Consider the following 18,379-nt stretch of genomic DNA (forward strand, 5'->3'; position numbering starts at 1 on the left):
CGGCGAGAGCGGCCGCCCTTCTCCATCAGAATCGCGGCTGCCTGACGCCGCCCAGGACATCCGCCCGGCCGACGAGCACGGCCCGGAGCCGGTCCATGGTCTGTGCTTCCTTGGCCAGCTCTGGGCTGAGGTAGCCGAGCACGCGGTAGATGGTGTCATGGTCGGCTGCGAGGTGCCGGTGGTGGACCGGCTCGTGGTGCATGACACGGTTGCGCAGCAGCACCAGCGAGGTCAGATCGCGGTAGATGCGATCGCGACGGCCACGGTAGTGCGGAAAGGCCGAGTGCAGGACGGGCACCCAGAAGTGCCGGTCGTAGCCCGAGCCGTGGCTGAGCAGGGAGACCCAGAACCCGAAGGACAGCTCTGCCACGATGTCATCCGGTGTGGTGCTCCTCAGGCGGCGCCCACAGGAGCGGCGAGCGTCGTCCACGAGCTTGGCCCCGCGCTCGTTCAAGGGCGCCACCGTCCACCAGTCCGGTCTGCCGTGATGTCGGACGAGGGCATTGTGCAGGGCGTTACGCAGCGCCAGCTCCAGGCAGTGGAGGGAGCCGAGGAGGGCGGCTGACACCTCGATGTTCCACCAGTACAGCCGTTCCGCTGCACTTGCGTCGCCGTGCGTGGCACGGATATACCGCCGCAGCCGCGGGAGGGACAGGTCATGCAGCATCCATTCGGGCATTCGATTGGTCATGATTCCCCCCAGTGCATCCGAGAATGCACCGTGCTAACCTTCCTGGTGAACGCTCTGGGCCCGCCTCTGCATCGCAAGCCACCCAGGGCACAGCATCCGGAGCCCCGGTCGCACGCAGAACGCGACCGGGGCTCCGCGCATTCGCGAAGCTTCGCGCTCGCTCTACGTTGGCACTCGCTCCGGGGCGGCCAACACGTACAACGTCCCCCGGGCCATATCGGCACGGGGGACGTGGAGAAGGCGGCGGAGACGCCGGAGGACCTCTACTTGAAGAAGGCGATGCCGTCGTCCGGCATGTCGTCCGGGAGGGCCTTGGCCCAGCGTTCGACCTCCTCCGGGGTGACGACCTTCTTCAGGTGGGCCGACATGTAGGGGCGCAGCTCGACCTCGGGGGTCTGCTTCTCGCCGACCCACATCAGGTCGCTCTTGACGTAGCCGTACAGGCGCTTGCCGCCGTTGTAGGGGCTGGAGGCGGCCGTGCGGGCCACGGCGTCCGTGACCAGGTCGATCTGCGGCTTCTTGTCGGCCAGCTCGCCGTACCAGATCTCGATGACGCCGTCGTCGCGGGTCATCGTCACCTCGACCTTGCGGTCGGCGTCGATCCGCCAGAAGCCGGACTCCGACTCCAGCGGGCGGACCTTGTTCCCGTCGTTGTCCAGCACCCAGGTGTGGGAGTGGTACTCCAGGAAGTCCCGGCCGTCGTGGGTGAAGGTGACCTCCTGGCCGAAGTTGCACTTCTCCGAGCCGGGGAAGTCGTGCACGCCCGCGCCGGCCCAGTTGCCGAGCAGGAAGGCGAGCGGGACGAGGTCCTTGTGCAGGTCGGACGGGATCTCGATCATGATCGGCAGTTCCTAGGTGGGGATCAGCGCTGGCCCTGGTACAGCTTCTTCACGGTCAGCCCGGCGAAGGCGAGAACGCCGACGCAGACCAGGACCAGCAGGGTTTCGAAGAAGATCTCCACGGGTGCTCCTTGAGCGGGGGTGGGCGTACACAGAGCCGTCCCCCAGCTTACGCGGCCGGAACCCGGCCCTCTTGGCGAGGTCGCCCCTCAGCGCCGGGTGACTTCGTCGATGAAGGCCGACCAGGCCGGGGCCGCGAAGAGGAGGGGGGTGCGGGTGGTGTCCTTGCTGTCCCGGACGGGGACGAGGGAGGGGACGTTGTCGGCAACTTCGACGCACTCGCCGCCGTCGGAGTTGCTGTAGCTGCTCTTGCGCCAGTCGGCGGTGCGGAGGAGGTCGTCGGAGACTTCGACGCACTCGCCGCCGCTCGTGTTGCTGTAGCTGCTCTTGCGCCAGGTCACGCCGCTCAGGTCTAGGGCTCGCACGGCATTACCTCCAACATCCGCAGGATGAACTTGCGCGACTCGGCCGGTGGCAGCGCCAGGTCACGCATCGCATCGTACCTACGCTGCAGTAGCTCAACTGGGGTGTTTTCTTCGACGAGTTCGCCGCGTAGGTCATTCTCAGAATAGGCAATCGTGCGACCGTCCAGCAGCCGCAGAAACATCACGGACGTGTTCATCAAGCCGTGGGGGCCAGCGCTGAATGGCAGCACCTGAATGGTGATGTTCGGACGCTCGGCTGCCTCTGCCAGGTGCTCCAACTGCTCCCGCCACGCCCCCTCGTCTCGTAGCGAAGTACGCAGCACGGCCTCGGAGAGGATGACGCGAAACAGCGGTGGGTCGTCGCCCTCCAGTAACTGCCGTCGCCCTACGCGTGCCTCGACCTGCTGTTCCAGCTCGGGATCCTTGATCCAGCCCGCGGAAAGCGCCTCGCGGGCGTACCCGGCTGTCTGAAGAAGGCCCGGCGGTGCGCTCACGGCGTAGTGCCAGAGACTGGTCGCCTCCGCCTCAAGGATCATGTACCGGCGGTACTGCTCCCTGAACTGCGTCGGATCCCCTACGGCCAGTTCCCACAGAGCCAGCAACAGCCCCGGCGTCCCGTAATGCTGGTCCAGCGCCTCCACGACCTCCGGACTGCCCAGACTGCGCCCGCTCTCCATCTTCCCGAGACTCGACGAATCCCAGCCCAGATGGTCTGCGAGATCCCGGAGGCTCTCTCCCCTCGTGGTCCTCAGTAACCGCAGCTCCTCCGCGAACCGCACCCTGGGTTCATGGCTCCGCCCCGTGATCGCCCGCCTCTGCGGCACCGCGCCTCCCCTGCTGTGGAATTTGTGGAATTTGGACCGCCCACTGCGGAAGTTGCGCCCCTGAACAGCCTGAACGCCCCTTTCATGCGCCATGCTCGAAGCATTCGACCACGCAGCGTAGTCCAGCGATAGCGCTACGCACAGGCGTTCACGGAAAGGCATGGCGCTCGATGACAACGAAGTCGGAGCCCCTCGAACCCGGATCCCTCCTCTACGACCCGGCGACCGCCAAGGTCGGCGAGTACCAGGACAGATCAGGCCCGCACGCGCTGCTGCGCCCCGTCGGCGGGGGCCGGGAGTGGCAGGCCGACCCGGCGTCCCTCCGGCTCGCCACCGACCGGGAACGCCTCGCCGACGACCTGAGCCGTCCACCCCGGCCGGTCCCGGGCTGCCCGGCCTGCGCGGAGCTGGCGGGACGCAGGGAGGCCGCCCGCGCCGAGTGCGACCGCAGCGCGGAGACCGACGCCAACGTGCTGCTCCGGCAGCACCGGCGACGGGAGCACCAGGCGTGAGGGGCGGCCTGCCGTACGAGGAGTGCAAGCGGTGGCAGCACGCCGCGCCGCGGGACCGGACACCGCCGTACCCGGCCTTCGCCCTCCCGCCGTTCGACCCCCGCTCCCGGCGCCGGCGCCGGCGCCTGACGATCGCCGTCGCGGCTACGCTTCCGGCATGGCGAAGAAGCTCGTGATCAAGGTGACGGCGGGGGCCGATGCCCCCGAACGCTGCTCGCAGGCGTTCACGGTGGCGGCGGTGGCCGTGGCCAGTGGGGTCGATGTCTCGCTGTGGCTGACGGGGGAGTCGTCGTGGTTCGCGCTCCCCGGGCGGGCCGCCGAGTTCGAGCTGCCGCACGCCGCGCCGCTGCCGGATCTGATCGAGTCGATCCTGGCGGCCGGACGGATCACCCTGTGCACGCAGTGCGCCGCCCGCAGGGAGATCACCGAGAAGGACGTCATCGAGGGCGTACGGATCGCGGGCGCGCAGGTCTTCGTGCAGGAGGCGCTGACCGATGGGACGCAGGCGCTCGTCTACTGACCTCCCGTGCGCGACACTCCTCTCCTGACGGGCAGTTGACGCGGCAGGGGGAGGGCGCGTGATGACGGCGTGGGACGCGGAGGTCGACCGGCTGTTCTGGGCGGGTGAGGCGGCGCGGCGGGAGGGGCGGTCCGAGGACGCGCTGGCCGCGCACCGACGGGCCGAGGAGGTGCTGCGGGACCGGCTCGCCCGGGACCCCGCGGACACGGCGGCGCACGAGAAGCTCGCCGCCCTGCTGTACGTGGTGGGTGCCTCGCTCGTCTCCGCCGGGCGGCCGGAGGTCGCCGTCGCGGTGCTGGACGACAGCGAGGCCCATTACCGCAGGTCAGCGGCGGCCGGGAAGGATCTGCTCGTCGCCGACGTCCAGGCACGCCGGGCCGGTGCCCAGGCCGACGCGGGGCGACCGGTGTCCGCGCTGACCGACGTCGACCTGGCCCTGGAGGGATACGCCCAGCAGGGTGTCCACCTGGAGGGGCCACCCCGCTCCCTCGATCTGGCCCGCGTCCTCAGCCAGGCCGCCGTCGTGCACCGGACCCACGGCGACAGGGACCAGGCACTGGCCTGCGCCGCCCAGGCCCTGGCCCGCTACCGGGAGGCCGAGGCCGCCGTGAACGCCGATCCGGCGGGCCACCTCGGCTATGCGGTCGCCATGGCCGCGGACACCGCCTCGGCGCTGGAGGCGGCCAGAGGGAACTGGTCCGCGGCCCTGGCGGTCGACGACTTCGCGCTGAACGCCGCCGAGCAGGGGTGGGGCGGCCTCACCGGCGCGCTGGCCCGCAAGGGTGTGCACCTGCGCGCGGCCGGGCGTACTGCCGAGGCCGAGCCGTTCCTCGTCCGCGCCGCCGGGATGTCTCCCACGGCCGTGGAGCACGAGGAACGGATCCTCGCCGCGCCGCACCCCCGCTCCCTCGACGAGGCCCTGCGCACGGCCGGCGCGGCCACCGGTCTTGTCGGGGTTGCCGTGCTGCGCCGGACGCTGACCACGGAGGAGTCCTACTCCGTCTCCGGCCGGATACGCGACCGCGCCTCGGCCCCTACGCACGCCCGGCGTCTCGCGGATCTCGCCGCCGCCGTCGATCCCGGCACCGACGCCGACGCGGCCTGGCGGCTGGCGCTGGAGAGCCATCTGCTGCACCACGCCCTGTTCCGGAAGCGCACCGAGGGCTCGGCCGCCTGGCTCGACGCGCACGGGGACGCGTGGGCGACCGCCCTGCGCACCATGGTGCGCGTGACAGAGCGGTACGGCACGGCGGAAGCGCGGGACGACGCGGGGGCCGCCCTGGACCGGTTCAACGCCCTCCGGGCGGAGTCCTAGCGGCGGGGCCGCTTCTTGCCGTCCAGTTCGTCCCACCACTCGTCGGACTGCGGATCGCCCGAGGGGTCGTCCCACCAGCGGTCCTCGGGCCCGCGCCGGTTGGCGATCATCGCCGCGACGGGCGGGATGACCATGGCGACCACACACATACCGACCGCGGCGGGCACCGACCAGAGGCGTACTACTCCCCACGCCAGGACGAAGAGGGCGATGCACGTCCCCATCATGGCGAAGTAAACGTGACGTCGCCGTGCGTACATGACTCCAGGGTAGGTCGGCGGCCGGAGTCCGGCGCAACGGAAACGAAGCGGTACGCCGAAGGGCCGCACCCAGGCGTCCAACCCGGGGGTGCGGCCCTTCAGCCGGTACTGAGGGGGCTCAGACCGCGATCGCGACCTCCGCGAGGCCGCCCTGCTGAGCGACGACCGTGCGGTCGGCGGTGGCGCCGGGGACGAGGGCGCGGACGGTCCAGGTGCCCTCGGCCGCGTAGAAGCGGAACTGTCCGGTGGCGGAGGTGGGGACCTCCGCGGTGAACTCGCCGGTCGAGTCCAGCAGGCGGACGTAGCCGGTCACCGGCTCGCCGTCGCGGGTCACCTGGCCCTGGATCGTGGTCTCACCGGGCTTGATCGTCGAGGCGTCCGGGCCGCCGGCCTTCGCTCCACACATGTCTTTCTCCAGAGGGTTGGGGTCTGACCGGAAGGCCGGTCGGGTGGGTTACTTGTTGGCGCCGAGCTCGATCGGCACGCCGACGAGGGAGCCGTACTCGGTCCAGGAACCGTCGTAGTTCTTGACGTTCTGCACGCCCAGCAGCTCGTGCAGAACGAACCAGGTCAGGGCCGAGCGCTCACCGATACGGCAGTAGGCGATCGTGTCCTTGGCCAGGTCGACGCTCTCGTCGGTGTAGAGCTCCTTGAGCGCGTCGTCCGACTTGAAGGTGCCGTCGTCGTTGGCGTTCTTCGACCACGGGATGTTGCGGGCGGACGGGACGTGACCCGGGCGCTGCGACTGCTCCTGCGGCAGGTGGGCGGGCGCGAGCAGCTTGCCGGAGAACTCGTCGGGCGAGCGCACGTCGACCAGGTTCTGCGAGCCGATCGCGGCGACGACGTCGTCACGGAAGGCGCGGATCGAGGTGTCCTGCGCCTTGGCCTTGTACTCGGTGGCCGCGCGCTCGGGGATCTCGGTGCCGTCGACCAGCTCGCGGGCGTCCAGCTCCCACTTCTTGCGGCCGCCGTCGAGGAGCTTGACGTTGTCGTGGCCGTAGAGCTTGAAGTACCAGTAGGCGTAGGACGCGAACCAGTTGTTGTTGCCGCCGTAGAGGACCACCGTGTGGTCGTTGGCGATGCCCTTGCCCGACAGGAGCGCCTCGAAGCCCGCCTGGTCGACGAAGTCGCGGCGGACCGGGTCCTGGAGGTCCTTGGTCCAGTCGATGCGGATCGCGTTCTTGATGTGGTTCTTCTCGTAGGCGGACGTGTCCTCGTCCACCTCGACGATGGCGATGGTCGGGTCGTCCAGGTGCTCCTGGAGCCAGTCGGCGTCGACCAGGACGTCGCTGCGGCTCATGCTCTTTCTCCTCCGGGGCAGTTGCGGCGGGGCGTGCGAGTGCGTGGGTGCGCGGCCTGGTGCGGGCCGGCGCACGGATGCCCTGAACAGGGCAGGGCGAGGGGGGTGAGCGCGGAAGTCGGGCTTCCGCTCAGAAGGGGCGACAGAGCATGGCGGCAACGCGGCACAGGTCCACTGCCCGCCGCTTCGTGAGATCCGCCTGTCGCTTCATGCCGACGATCGTAGGTACGGACAGTGGGGCGTGTCACCGGGGTGTCGCATGTTGAGATGCGATCGTCCGCTATGTGGGACGCGATGCGAGAGAGAGACCCCGCCGCAGGGCTTCCGGGCGTCGGTCGCGGCCGGTGCTTCTGCGGTACGGACATGGGCGTCTCGCTCCTCGGACGCCCTTGTCCACCGCAGGTGGTCCTACCCGGCCAGCCTGACGTTCGAACCCTTCACCGTGATCTCGACGCCGTCCTTCGCCGCCCGCACCGAGTCCAGCTTGATGCCGCCGGGCAGCTGGTCGATGGCCTGACGGAAGTCGGTGATCTCGCGGACCCGGCTCTCGGCGATGTCGACCTTGCCGATGACGGGTATGGCGTCGGCGTGCACCTTCACCTCGTCTCCCTCGACGGTGACCGTGCTGAGGACGTAGACCGGCTTGGGCAGCTTGTTGCCGAGGACCGTCGCCTCCACCGCGACCTTGATCTTGCCGTTGCCGCCGTCGGAGAGGCCGACCACGCGAGCGGTGACCCCGGGGGCGACCTGGGTGGGCTCGGACTTCGCCGTCTTCAGCAGCTCCTCGTAGGAGACGGTCGCGGTGCCGGTGGCGGTGGACGCGGTGGCCGAGCTGTAGTCGCCGGAGAAGTCGACGCCCTTCATGTCGGCCTTCAGGTCGTCGATACGGATCTTCTCGGCGCCCTTGCCGGTGGCCGCCTCGTAGTCCTTGATCCCGACCTCGACGTCGTCCAGGGAGCCGCCCGCGACCTGCGTGAGGAAGGGGAAGCCCTTGATCGACACGTCGGGGGTGTCGGCGAGGCTCTGCGTCGCCTTCAGCTTGTCGGCGGCCTCACCCTCCGCGAAGTGCACGGCGACGCGGTCGACGATGACGAAAAGGCCGCCAAGGATCACGACGACGATCAGCAGTATTCGCAGGGCGCGCATTCGTTGTTTTCCCCCGGCTAGGCGGTTTCGTGGAGTTCGGTGACGTGTGCTGCAACTGGTGCAACCCGACGGTAACCCTGCGGGGCCGGGCCGTAGGGAAATTGTCGATCACCTGTGACAGGGGACGAGTTGCCCCTCTGCCCGGTTACCCCAGTGCCCGCCCCAGCACCCACACCACCGGTGCGGCCGCCGACAGCGGCAGGGCCACGCCCGCCGTGAAGTGGACGAAGCGGGAGGGGTAGTCGTAGGCGGCGACACGGTGGCCGATCAGGGCGCAGACCGCGGCGGCGGCGCCGAGGACGGCGCCCTTGGTGCCCAGGTCCGTCACACCGCCCAGCGCGATGCCGGCGCCCGCCGCGGCGAGCACGGCGACGGCCACGGCGGCCGGGGTCGGCAGCGGCAGGGCGCGGGCCAGGAGGGCGACCGCCACCGCCGCCGCGCCGACCGTCACCGCGTCGGGCTCGGCGCCCAGATAGCCGGTGGCGACGACCGCCAGCGCCGTCGAGACGACCGTCGCCATCAGGCCGTACATGCGCTCGTCGGGCGAGGCGTGCGAGCGCAGCTGGAGCACCAGGGTGAGCAGGACCCACACCCCGAGGGGGCCGAGGATCGCGGCGGGGGCGTTCTCCCGGCCGGCCGCCAGTACGGCCACGTCCGCGGTGAGCGCCCCGGCGAAGGCGAGGGCGATGCCCTGCCGGGCGGGCCACATGCCGTTCAGCCGGAACCAGCCGGCGGCGGTCACCGCCTGGAGCAGCACCAGCGGTACGACCAGGGCGTACGTGCCGATCGCCGCCGTACCGGAGAGCAGCAGGCCGAGCAGCGCCGTCAGCGCGGCGGGCTGCATGCCCGGGTCGATGATCGGGGAGCGGCCCTCCAGCCGGGCACGCTGGGCGTCGGTGATGCGGGAGTTGCCGGAGAGGGTGGCCGGTCCGTAGCCGGGCCCGGACTCCGGTGCGGAGGGCTGCTGCGCGGGCTGCTGCTGTGCGGGCTGCTGCTGCGCCGCGGGCTGCTGAGGGGCAGGCGTGGCGGGCGGGACGGGCGCGGCGGGCTCGTAGGCCTGCTGCGGCAGGTACGCCGTCTCGGCGGCCCCCACCGGCGGCTGCACCGGCGTGTGCAGCTGCGTCTCCCAGGTCTGGCCCTGCCACTGCTGGGTGTGCTGCTCCTCGTACCCGCCCTGCTGGCCGTACCCGGACTGGGCGTACCCGGACTGGTCGTAACCACCCTGGCCATGACCGCCCTGGTCGTACCCCGTCTGCTCGGGCCATGCCTGCGGCGCCTGCGGAGCCTGCTGCGGGTACGGCTCGTACCCCTCGTAGGCCTGCTGCTGGCCGTGCTGCCCCTGCTGTCCCTGGTACCCGTCGTACCCGTACCCCTGGTAGGGGTTCTGGCCCTCATACGGCTGATCGGTCATCGCTCACCCTCCTGCGAACGGCGGGAGCACCTCGACCGTGCCGCCCTCGGCCAGCCGTACCGTCTCATGCCCGCGGGTCCCGACGGGGTCACCGTCGACGAGGTACGAGCAACGCTGTAGTACGCGCACGAGTTCGCCGGGGTGTCGCTCCCGCACCGCGGCGAGCGCCTCGGAGAGGGTCGCCGCGTCGTACGGCTCCTCGGCGACCCCGGCCGCGGCCTTGGCGGCGGCCCAGTAGCGCACCGTGACCTTGGACATCTGGTTCCTCAATCGAAGGAAAGAAGACGGAAGAAGAAGGAAGAAGTATGGAAGAGAAGTGAGGGACGGATGAGGCCAGGCTAGCCCGCCCGGGTCACCGCCCAGTCCCCGATGCGGGCGAGCAGGGCGTCCTCGGCGGCGTGCTCGGCGTGGCCCATGCCGGGCTCCAGCCAGAGTTCGCCGTGGTCACCGGCCGCGCCGGCCAGCATCCGGGGGTGGTCGACGGGGAAGTAGCCGTCGCTGTCCCCGTGCACGATCAGCAGCGGGGTGGGGGCGATCCTCGGCACCGCCTCGACCGGGGAGAGGGGCACCGGGTCCCAGTCGCGGTGGTGGATGCGGGTGTGCAGGCCGTAGCGGCCGACCAGGCGGCCCTCGGGGCGGGTGACCAGCCAGTGCAGGCGGCGCATGGGGGCGGTGCCCCGGTAGTACCAGCGGGCCGGCGCGCTCACCGAGACGACGGCGTCCGTGCCCTCGTGCAGCGCCGCGTGCCGCAGCACCACCGAGCCGCCCATGGAGAAGCCGACGGTGACCACGCGCGCGTGCCCGAAGCCGCGGGCCCACTCGACCGCGGCGGCGAGGTCCAGCACCTCCCGGTCGCCGACCGTGGAGCGGCCGCCCGACGCGCCGTGCCCCCGGAAGGAGAAGGTGACGACGGCCCCGTACCCGGCGAGAACCTCCGCCACCCTGCGCACCTGCGGCCGGTCCGCGGCGCCGGTGAAGCCGTGTGCGATGACGAACACCAGGTCACGGGCGGGTGGCGCGGAGGCGTCGTATACGACCGAGCCCGGGTTGTATACGGAATCGATCGCAATCCCGTCCGCGGTGCGCAGAAACGTCCGCATAGCTGTACGTCTGCTCGTCTCGCAGTTCGGACGGATGGCGGAACGTGCCATATGACCTGCCGGACTGATGCTCATGTGGGCTATTCTGCTGGGCAGAGGACTCGGGCAGCGAAGCCCCCGGGTCCTTTTGTGCTTTCGGAAGCGTTGTATACGAAGCGGGAAACCGCAGGTGTACGGGGCCTTCGGGATCGCAGAGCAGATCCGTACCGCCCACGTCCTCGCAGGGACCGAGGAGGAACCAGACGTATGAGTTCTCTGCTGCTCCTGACCAACGCCCTCCAGCCGTCGACGGAGGTGCTCCCCGCCTTGGGCCTGCTGCTGCACAACGTGCGCGTGGCCCCCGCGGAGGGACCCGCCCTGGTCGACACCCCCGGCGCCGACGTCATCCTGATCGACGGCCGCCGTGACCTGCCGCAGGTACGGAGCCTGTGCCAGCTGCTGCGCTCCACGGGCCCCGGCTGCCCGCTCATCCTCGTCGTGACCGAGGGCGGCCTGGCCGCCGTCACCGCCGACTGGGGCATCGACGACGTACTCCTGGACACCGCCGGCCCCGCCGAGGTGGAGGCCCGCCTCCGGCTGGCCATGGGCCGGCAGCAGATCGTCGCCGACGACTCCCCGATGGAGATCCGCAACGGCGACCTCTCGGTGGACGAGGCGACCTACTCCGCCAAGCTCAAGGGCCGGGTGCTCGACCTCACCTTCAAGGAGTTCGAGCTGCTGAAGTACCTCGCCCAGCACCCGGGCCGGGTGTTCACCCGCGCCCAGCTGCTCCAGGAGGTCTGGGGCTACGACTACTTCGGCGGCACCCGCACGGTCGACGTGCACGTACGACGGCTGCGCGCCAAGCTCGGCCCCGAGCACGAGTCGCTGATCGGGACCGTCCGGAACGTCGGTTATCGATTCGTTACTCCCGAAAAGGGCGACCGCTCCTCGGACGAGTCGAAGGCCAAGGCGGGCCGGTCAAATCCGTCGGATGCGGACACCTTGCCCGCCCTGGACGACACCGAGGCCCACGCGGAGGCATAGCGGCACTCGGGCAGGGCGTTGCTCCCGCGCAGCCGAGCTGCGATACGCCCTGCCCAGAGCGGGTCTCTCCGCGTAGACTCCGCGCGTGGCCAAGGTGACTCGGGACGATGTGGCGCGACTGGCGGGGACTTCCACCGCGGTGGTCAGCTATGTCATCAACAACGGACCCCGGCCGGTCGCCCCGGCCACGCGCGAGCGTGTCCTCGCCGCGATCAAGGAGCTGGGGTACCGGCCCGACCGGGTCGCCCAGGCGATGGCCTCGCGGCGCACCGACCTCATAGGCCTGATCATCCCGGACGCCCGCCAGCCCTTCTTCGGGGAGATGGCGCACGCGGTCGAACAGGCCGCCTCCGAGCGCGGCAAGATGGTCCTCGTCGGCAACACCGACTACGTCAGCGAACGCGAGGTCCACTACCTGCGCGCCTTCCTGGGCATGCGGGTCTCCGGCCTGATCCTCGTCTCCCACGCGTTGAACGACCTGGCCGCCGCCGAGATCGACGCCTGGGACGCCCGGGTGGTGCTGCTGCACGAGCGCCCCGAGGCCATCGACGACGTCGCCGTGGTCACGGACGACCTGGGCGGCGCCCAGCTCGCCGTACGCCACCTCCTCGAACACGGTTACGAGTACGTGGCCTGTATGGGCGGCACCGCCGAGACCCCCGCCGTGGGCGACCCGGTCTCCGACCACGTCGAGGGCTGGCGGCGTGCGATGGCCGAGGCGGGCATCCCGTCCGAGGGACGGCTCTTCGAGGCGCCGTACAACCGCTACGACGCGTACCGCGTGGCCCTCGACCTCCTCTCCGGTCCGAACCGCCCGCCCGCCGTCTTCTGCTCCACCGACGACCAGGCGATCGGCGTACTGCGCGCCGCGCGCGAACTGCGCATCGAAGTGCCCGGCGAGCTGGCGGTGGCCGGCTTCGACGACATCAAGGAAGCGGCGCTGGCCGACCCGCCCCTGACCACGATCGCCTCGGACCGCTCCGCGATGGCCCGCGCCGCCGTGGACCTCGTCCTCGACGACGGCCTCCGGGTGGCGGGCTCCCGCCGGGAGCGCCTGAAGACGTTCCCGTCGCGGTTGGTGGTCCGCGGCTCGTGCGGCTGCGGGTGACGCGCCGCGCGCTTGCGGACCGTCTTTCGTAACGCGGCTGCGGGTGACGCGCCCTCCGCTTGCGGGCCGACCTGCGTCTCGGGGCTGCGGGTGACGCGTCCTGCCGCTGCGGGCCGACCCTCGTACCGCGGCTGCGGGTGACGCGTATTCCATGCCTGCGGGCGCTACCCACGTCCCTCGGCTGCTGGTGATGCGCTCCGCGGCTGCGGATGGCCCCCACCCCAGGACTGCGGGCGACCCACGCCGTGCGGGCTACGTGCGGCCCGCACCCTCGCGGCTGTCCTTGCCCCGCACCACGCGCCCCACGGCAAGGGGCGACCCACGTCCTGCGGCCGTGAAGCCGGTGGCATCGGCAGCGCCGCCCCGGGATGCCGTCCGCGACCGTGAGCCGCCCCCAGCCGGGAATGGCGTACCCCGTGGCTGTGAGCGGTCCGCGCCCCGCGGCTGTGAGTGACCTGTACCCGTCACGATGAACGTCCCCTGAGAACCCGCCCCGAGCTGCGAGGACGGTCTTTATATCGGGCATACGAGGTTCTGCCGGGCTTCTCAGGCAGCACTCAGCCAGCTCTCATGGTCGCGGGCGAAGCTCTATGCCATGACCGAGAGCCTCCGCCGCAGCGGCGCGTACGAGAACCCCCAGGGTGACGCCTACCAGGGCGCGTACCCCCAGCAGCAGCACGCCTCCTCCCACGTGGACCCGCAGTGGCCGGCCCCTCCGGCGTACCAGCCCGCGCAGCCGGTCGCCCAGACCGCCACGGACGGCGGGCACGGCGGCGGTACCGCTCTCCTGCCCACCGTCCCGGCGGACGCCGACCCGGCGCCGAAGAAGAAGCGCACCCGGGGCCCGTTCGCCCTGCTGGCCGCCGTGGCGATCGTCGCCGCGGCCGTGGGCGGCGGCACCGCGTACGCCTTCCAGGAGCTGACCGGCAAGGACACCGTGGCCACCTCCAGCACCACCACCAACGTGGTGCCCTCCAGCAAGAAGGGCGACGTCGCCGCCATCGCCGCCGCGGTCAGCCCGAGCGTGGTCGAGATCAACGCGACCCTCAGCAACGGCTCGTCCACCGGCTCCGGCGTGATCATCACCTCGGGCGGCGAGATCGTCACCAACAACCACGTCATCTCCGGCGCCTCGTCGATCAAGGTGACGACCAGCGACGGCAAGTCCTACACCGCCCAGGTCGTCGGCACCGACAGCTCCAAGGACCTCGCCCTCATAAAGCTCCAGAACGCCTCCGGCCTGAAGCCCGCGGCCCTCGGCAACTCCTCCGGCGTCCAGGTCGGCGACACGGTCGTGGCGATCGGCTCCCCCGAGGGCCTGACCGGCACCGTCACCAGCGGCATCGTCTCCGCCCTCAGCCGCGACGTGACCGTCTCCACGGACGAGAACCAGGGCCAGAGCCAGGGCGGGGGCGGCGGGCAGTGGCCCTTCCAGTTCGGCGGCCAGCAGTTCAACGGCGACACCGGCTCCTCCACCACCACCTACAAGGCGATCCAGACCGACGCCTCGCTGAACCCCGGCAACTCCGGCGGCGCCCTGATCGACGCCGGCGGCAACATCATCGGCATCAACTCCGCGATGTACTCGTCGAGTCAGCAGTCGTCCTCGTCCTCCGACGCGGGCAGCATCGGCCTCGGCTTCGCCATCCCGATCAACACCGTCAAGTCCGACCTGGCCAAGCTGCGGGCGGGCTCCGGCAGCTGAACCACCACCCCCCTGCGCCTCTAGGGAGTACGTCATGATCATTCAGATCTCGCACACGGTCACCGGCACCGACCCGGCCGGCATCACCCTGGCCCTCGAGGTGGCGTACGACCTCCACGCGCCGGTGCCCCCACCGCGCGCCCCCGAGGTCGCGACCCCCGAGCTGATGGGCCTGCGCATCCCCGCCACCCGCCCGCACCGCCACAAGGTGCCGCTGAAGCGCCTGACGACGATGCCCGGCTGACCCCGGCCTCGTGCTTACTCCGCAGCCCGCAATCATGCGACGCTGAAAGCGTCCCCACCCACCGCACCCCGAGGAAACGCGAGCGATGAGCCCCGCCGAAGGCGACCGTGACCCCCAGCGCATCCTGATCGTCGACGACGAACCGGCCGTACGCGAAGCACTCCAGCGCAGCCTCGCCTTCGAGGGGTACGGCACCGAGGTCGCGGTCGACGGCGCCGACGCCCTGGAGAAGGCGACCGCCTACAAGCCCGACCTGGTCGTCCTCGACATCCAGATGCCCCGCATGGACGGCCTCACCGCCGCCCGCCGTATCCGCGGCGCGGGCGACACGACGCCGATCCTCATGCTCACGGCCCGCGACACGGTGGGCGACCGCGTCACCGGCCTCGACGCCGGAGCCGACGACTACCTGGTCAAGCCCTTCGAACTCGACGAACTCTTCGCCCGTATCCGCGCCCTGCTGCGCCGCAGCTCCTACGCGGTGGCCGTCTCCGCCGAGGCCCAGGAGGACGAGGCCCTCACCTTCGCCGACCTGCGCATGGACCTCGCGACCCGCGAGGTCACCCGCGGCGGCCGCCAGGTGGAACTGACCCGCACCGAGTTCACGCTCCTGGAGATGTTCATGGCCCACCCCCGTCAGGTGCTCACCCGCGAGCAGATCCTGAAGGCGGTCTGGGGCTTCGACTTCGAGCCCTCGTCGAACTCCCTGGACGTCTACGTCATGTACCTCCGCCGCAAGACAGAGGCGGGCGGCGAGCCACGCCTGGTGCACACGGTCCGGGGCGTCGGGTACGTCCTGCGACAGGGCGGCGCCGAGTGAAGAGAGTCCTGCGCCGCTACCGTTCCCTCCCCATCCGCTCCCGGCTGGCCCTGCTGGTGGCGTCGGCGGTGGCGTTCGCGGTGGCGGCGGTGTCGGTGACGTGCTGGTTCCTCGTGCAGGGGAAGCTGTACGACCAGGTCGACGAGAGGCTCTCGAGCATCGGCGGCCGAGGAGGGATCCTGAACGCCGCGCAGGTTGCCGCCCTGGTGGACACATGTCCGCAGACCGCGGACGACTCGGACGGCCGTCCCTCATTCCTCTACCTCCAGGTCGTGACAGCGGACGGCAAGACCTGTGTCATGCCGGGGTCCGAGGGCGTGGTGAAGGTGACGGCCACGGACAAGAAGGCGGCCAAGAGTCCCAGCCTGCGAGAACGCACCTTCCACAACAGCGTCGACACCAACGGCAACGACGTACGGGTGGTGACCACGGCCGTCCCCGTCGGAGGCGGGCCCGGCGCCGTGCCGTACCCGGATGTCACGGTCATGGCTTCCATCTCCCTCAAGGACACCCAGAGGACCCTCAACGACCTGGCCCTGATCCTCCTCCTCGTCTCCGGCATCGGAGTGGTCGGCGCCGGAGCCGCCGGCCTCGCCGTGGCCCGCGCCGGCCTGCGCCCCGTCGACAAGCTCACCGAAGCCGTCGAACACGTGGCCCGCACGGAGGACCTGAGCATCCGCATCCCGGTCGAGGAGGACAGTGAGGACGAGGTGGCCCGCCTCTCCCGCTCCTTCAACTCCATGACCTCGTCCCTGGCCAGCTCCCGCGAGCTGCAACAGCAGCTCATCGCGGACGCGGGCCACGAACTCCGCACGCCCCTGACGTCGTTGCGCACGAACATCGAACTCCTCACGCGCAGCGAGGAGACGGGCCGCCCCATCCCCCCGGCGGACCGCAAGGCACTCCTCGCCTCGGTGAAGGCCCAGATGACCGAGCTGGCCTCGCTCATCGGCGACCTCCAGGAACTGTCCCGCTCGGAGGGCCAGCGCGGCGAACGCGTCCAGGTGGTCTCCCTGGAGGACACCGTGGAAGCGGCCCTGAACCGCGCCCGCCTGCGCGGCCCGGAGCTGACCATCACGGCGTCCCTGGAACCCTGGTACACCCGGGCGGAGCCGGCCGCTCTGGAGCGGGCGGTGGTCAACATCCTGGACAACGCGGTGAAGTTCAGCCCCGAGGGCGGCACGATCGACGTACAGCTCACCGATGGCGTCCTCACGGTCCGCGACCACGGCCCCGGCATCCCCGCCGACGAACTCCCCCACGTCTTCGACCGCTTCTGGCGCTCCCCCTCGGCCCGCGCCCTCCCCGGCTCCGGCCTCGGCCTGTCCATCGTGGCCCGCACGATCGAGGAGGCGGGCGGCGAGGTCTCCCTCTCCCCCGCGGACGGCGGCGGCACGGTGGCGACGGTACGACTGCCGGGAGCGCCTACGCCTCCGCCGGATTCCGCGTAGGGCCCTCAGCCGCGCTTCGGTCCGTTGATCGCTTCGCCGATCACGAATCCCTTGGCGGGGCCTTTGGGGATGACGACCTCGGTGCCGTAGGGCACTCGGTGGGACTCACCCCAGTCGGCCTTGTCGGGCTGAGGGTCGGTGAGGAGGGTGACGGTGCCGTGGTCGTCGTAGTCATCGATGACGATGTACACGGGGATGCCGGCGCGAGCGTACTCGCGGCGTTTCCTGACGCGGTCCCTTTCCTGGTTGCGCTTGCCGGGTGAGACGACTTCAAGGACCAGGCGAACCGCTGCGGCATCGACACCAAGCCCGTCCTCGTCCGCGTACGGTTCGAGATCCTCTGGCGCGACAAGGAGATCGGGAATCCACCCTTTGCGCCGGAAGATGACGTTGGTGTCCTGGTACGCCGCGTACTCGCCTTCCCCCAGATAGCGCACCAGCGCGTTGCGCAGGCGGTTGACGATTTGAGCATGGGACAGGCAGCCAGTGGGCGAAACCTCGATGGTTCCCTCGACGATCTCAGCACGGTAGCCCTCGGGGAGTTCCATGGCCTTCCATGCCTCCCACACGACCTCCTCCAGGTCAGGGCAGTTCTCGGTCATGGTGGCGGCACCTCCGGCCGGCGTGCTCGCGGCACGAGCAACGCGATCACGGTAGGTACGGCATTGCGGCTGACCAGGGGCAATGCCTTCGGATCACCCGATCGGGCGAGGACGGAACGCGCCACCGCTGCCGCTACCGCCCAGCTCGCCGTCCTCCTCCACCTCAAGCGACCTACAGCCCACACGACCGCTTGGGGACTTTCTGCGGGGCAATTCGAAGGCGGCCATGGTCACGGCTTCGTAGGCTCCCTCCATGCCGAGCTCCGAACTTCAGCGGATCAACGCCTTCCTGTCCGCCTTCGCTCGCCGCCAGGCCGCGCGCACCGTCGGCCTCCCGGGCGGGTTCGCCGTATACGACGACGCCTTCGCCCACTCCCGCGCGAACAACCAGGTCTTCATCGATACGGCCGTCGATTCCGAGGAACTGCCCGCTGTCGCGGAGCAAGCGCTGGGCCATTTGCCACACCGAATGATCTCCGTCCTCGACCACGAAGTCGGAATGGCATGCGCGGAGCCCCTGATCCGCGCCGGCTACAACCACTCCACCTATCTGGTCATGCGGCACGCGGGTCCGGTGCCGGCCGGCAGGCCCGCGGAAGAGTTAGACCTCGACGCGATACGCACTCCACTCACCCGGCGATGGCGTGGCCTCCTCCCGGACGTCGACAACGAGGTCGTACGCCACCTGGTCGACCGACGCGAGGCTCGTCGGCGCGGGGCCGACATCGTCCGCTTCATAGGTGCCCGCACGGAGGAAGGCGAGGTCGCCTCGTGGGCCGACCTCTACATGGACCCGGCAACCGGTACAGCCCAGGTCGAGGACCTGATCACTTCGGAGTCCCACCTCAAGCACGGGTATGCCGACGCCGTCCTGACCACCGCCCTGCGCTTGGCTGTCGCTGCGGGCTGCGGCACCCGGTTCCTGACCGCCGACGCGACGGACTGGCCGCGCCACTGGTACGAGCGGCGCGGCTTTTCCGTCATCGGCTACTCGCACTGCTTCGAACGCGGCTGATTGCG

Annotated in this window: 23 protein-coding genes; 10 read left to right on the forward strand and 13 right to left on the reverse strand. The window is 70.5% G+C overall.

The features are described from left to right. Positions 1–25 precede the first annotated feature (25 nt). The 4 genes from ABZ915_RS23045 to ABZ915_RS23060 all read right to left on the reverse strand — a co-directional run bounded on the left by ABZ915_RS23045 (position 26) and on the right by ABZ915_RS23060 (position 2,839). Complete coding sequence (locus ABZ915_RS23045) at positions 26–691, reverse strand: hypothetical protein (RefSeq protein ID WP_361806068.1); 666 nt, start codon at positions 689–691, stop codon at positions 26–28. A 263-nt stretch (positions 692–954) separates the two neighbouring features. Further along, positions 955–1,530, reverse strand: a complete 576-nt coding sequence (locus ABZ915_RS23050) for an FABP family protein (protein WP_361806071.1) — start codon at positions 1,528–1,530, stop codon at positions 955–957. Positions 1,531–1,739: 209 nt separating this feature from the next. Further along, positions 1,740–2,015 (reverse strand): DUF397 domain-containing protein, encoded by a 276-nt coding sequence (locus ABZ915_RS23055; RefSeq protein WP_361806074.1) that lies wholly within the window; start codon positions 2,013–2,015, stop codon positions 1,740–1,742. After that, complete coding sequence (locus ABZ915_RS23060; RefSeq protein WP_361806076.1) at positions 2,003–2,839, reverse strand: helix-turn-helix transcriptional regulator; 837 nt, start codon at positions 2,837–2,839, stop codon at positions 2,003–2,005. The genes ABZ915_RS23055 and ABZ915_RS23060 overlap by 13 nt, the downstream gene beginning before the upstream one ends. 170 nt (positions 2,840–3,009) lie before the next feature. Here ABZ915_RS23060 and ABZ915_RS23065 point away from each other — a divergent pair, with 170 nt between their 5' ends. The 3 genes from ABZ915_RS23065 to ABZ915_RS23075 all read left to right on the forward strand — a co-directional run bounded on the left by ABZ915_RS23065 (position 3,010) and on the right by ABZ915_RS23075 (position 5,186). Continuing rightward, the gene (locus ABZ915_RS23065) at positions 3,010–3,351 is read left to right on the forward strand and encodes a hypothetical protein (RefSeq protein ID WP_361806079.1); all 342 of its coding nucleotides are present in this window, start codon (positions 3,010–3,012) and stop codon (positions 3,349–3,351) included. A gap of 157 nt (positions 3,352–3,508) precedes the next feature. Further along, entirely contained in the window at positions 3,509–3,871 is a 363-nt protein-coding gene (locus ABZ915_RS23070; RefSeq protein WP_361806082.1) for a DsrE family protein, read from the forward strand. Between the two features lie 61 nt (positions 3,872–3,932). Further along, positions 3,933–5,186, forward strand: a complete 1,254-nt coding sequence (locus ABZ915_RS23075) for a hypothetical protein (protein ID WP_361806085.1) — start codon at positions 3,933–3,935, stop codon at positions 5,184–5,186. On the opposite strand, the gene ABZ915_RS23080 is transcribed toward ABZ915_RS23075, so the two are convergent. From ABZ915_RS23080 to ABZ915_RS23115, 8 genes are all read right to left on the reverse strand, one after another. After that, a complete protein-coding gene (locus tag ABZ915_RS23080; protein ID WP_361806088.1) occupies positions 5,183–5,446 on the reverse strand; it encodes a DUF3099 domain-containing protein in 264 nt (87 codons plus the stop codon). The genes ABZ915_RS23075 and ABZ915_RS23080 overlap by 4 nt on opposite strands. Before the next feature lie 118 nt (positions 5,447–5,564). Further along, positions 5,565–5,852 (reverse strand): DUF1416 domain-containing protein, encoded by a 288-nt coding sequence (locus tag ABZ915_RS23085; RefSeq protein WP_010351646.1) that lies wholly within the window; start codon positions 5,850–5,852, stop codon positions 5,565–5,567. Positions 5,853–5,900: 48 nt separating this feature from the next. Continuing rightward, positions 5,901–6,746 (reverse strand): sulfurtransferase, encoded by an 846-nt coding sequence (locus ABZ915_RS23090; protein ID WP_361806091.1) that lies wholly within the window; start codon positions 6,744–6,746, stop codon positions 5,901–5,903. A 130-nt stretch (positions 6,747–6,876) separates the two neighbouring features. Further along, a complete protein-coding gene (locus tag ABZ915_RS23095) occupies positions 6,877–6,957 on the reverse strand; it encodes an Ms5788A family Cys-rich leader peptide (RefSeq protein WP_350751515.1) in 81 nt (26 codons plus the stop codon). A 197-nt stretch (positions 6,958–7,154) separates the two neighbouring features. Beyond that, positions 7,155–7,892, reverse strand: coding sequence for a DUF2993 domain-containing protein (locus ABZ915_RS23100; protein ID WP_361806094.1), 738 nt, complete (start codon positions 7,890–7,892; stop codon positions 7,155–7,157). Positions 7,893–8,037: 145 nt separating this feature from the next. After that, on the reverse strand, positions 8,038–9,303 hold the full coding sequence (locus ABZ915_RS23105; RefSeq protein WP_361806097.1) for a hypothetical protein: 1,266 nt from the start codon (positions 9,301–9,303) through the stop codon (positions 8,038–8,040). 3 nt (positions 9,304–9,306) lie between these two features. Further along, positions 9,307–9,561 carry a MoaD/ThiS family protein gene (locus ABZ915_RS23110; RefSeq protein WP_361806101.1) on the reverse strand — a complete coding sequence of 85 codons (255 nt, stop codon included), beginning with the start codon at positions 9,559–9,561 and terminating at the stop codon, positions 9,307–9,309. 80 nt (positions 9,562–9,641) lie between these two features. Further along, the gene (locus ABZ915_RS23115; RefSeq protein ID WP_361806104.1) at positions 9,642–10,478 is read right to left on the reverse strand and encodes an alpha/beta fold hydrolase; all 837 of its coding nucleotides are present in this window, start codon (positions 10,476–10,478) and stop codon (positions 9,642–9,644) included. A 171-nt stretch (positions 10,479–10,649) separates the two neighbouring features. Between ABZ915_RS23115 and ABZ915_RS23120 the strand changes: the two genes are divergently transcribed. The 6 genes from ABZ915_RS23120 to ABZ915_RS23145 all read left to right on the forward strand — a co-directional run bounded on the left by ABZ915_RS23120 (position 10,650) and on the right by ABZ915_RS23145 (position 16,757). Continuing rightward, positions 10,650–11,429, forward strand: a complete 780-nt coding sequence (locus tag ABZ915_RS23120; RefSeq protein WP_361806107.1) for a response regulator transcription factor — start codon at positions 10,650–10,652, stop codon at positions 11,427–11,429. 85 nt (positions 11,430–11,514) lie between these two features. Next, the gene (locus ABZ915_RS23125; protein ID WP_361806110.1) at positions 11,515–12,537 is read left to right on the forward strand and encodes a LacI family DNA-binding transcriptional regulator; all 1,023 of its coding nucleotides are present in this window, start codon (positions 11,515–11,517) and stop codon (positions 12,535–12,537) included. Positions 12,538–13,132: 595 nt separating this feature from the next. Continuing rightward, positions 13,133–14,242: a trypsin-like peptidase domain-containing protein gene (locus ABZ915_RS23130; RefSeq protein WP_361806113.1), complete on the forward strand. Its 1,110-nt coding sequence runs from the start codon at positions 13,133–13,135 to the stop codon at positions 14,240–14,242. Between the two features lie 34 nt (positions 14,243–14,276). Next, complete coding sequence (locus tag ABZ915_RS23135) at positions 14,277–14,486, forward strand: hypothetical protein (RefSeq protein ID WP_361806116.1); 210 nt, start codon at positions 14,277–14,279, stop codon at positions 14,484–14,486. A gap of 85 nt (positions 14,487–14,571) precedes the next feature. Further along, complete coding sequence (locus ABZ915_RS23140) at positions 14,572–15,306, forward strand: response regulator transcription factor (RefSeq protein ID WP_361806119.1); 735 nt, start codon at positions 14,572–14,574, stop codon at positions 15,304–15,306. Then, positions 15,303–16,757: a HAMP domain-containing sensor histidine kinase gene (locus ABZ915_RS23145; RefSeq protein WP_361806122.1), complete on the forward strand. Its 1,455-nt coding sequence runs from the start codon at positions 15,303–15,305 to the stop codon at positions 16,755–16,757. Before ABZ915_RS23140 ends, ABZ915_RS23145 begins: the two co-directional genes overlap by 4 nt. A gap of 5 nt (positions 16,758–16,762) precedes the next feature. Here the strand turns inward: ABZ915_RS23145 and ABZ915_RS23150 are convergent, their stop codons facing one another. Then, positions 16,763–17,359: a Uma2 family endonuclease gene (locus ABZ915_RS23150; RefSeq protein WP_361806125.1), complete on the reverse strand. Its 597-nt coding sequence runs from the start codon at positions 17,357–17,359 to the stop codon at positions 16,763–16,765. A 253-nt stretch (positions 17,360–17,612) separates the two neighbouring features. On the opposite strand from ABZ915_RS23150, the gene ABZ915_RS23155 reads away from it, so the two are divergent. Next, positions 17,613–18,374: a GNAT family N-acetyltransferase gene (locus ABZ915_RS23155; protein WP_361806128.1), complete on the forward strand. Its 762-nt coding sequence runs from the start codon at positions 17,613–17,615 to the stop codon at positions 18,372–18,374. The last annotated feature ends 5 nt before the right edge of the window (positions 18,375–18,379 follow it).

The organism is Streptomyces sp. NPDC046915 (genome assembly GCF_040644935.1).
Classification (GTDB): domain Bacteria; phylum Actinomycetota; class Actinomycetes; order Streptomycetales; family Streptomycetaceae; genus Streptomyces.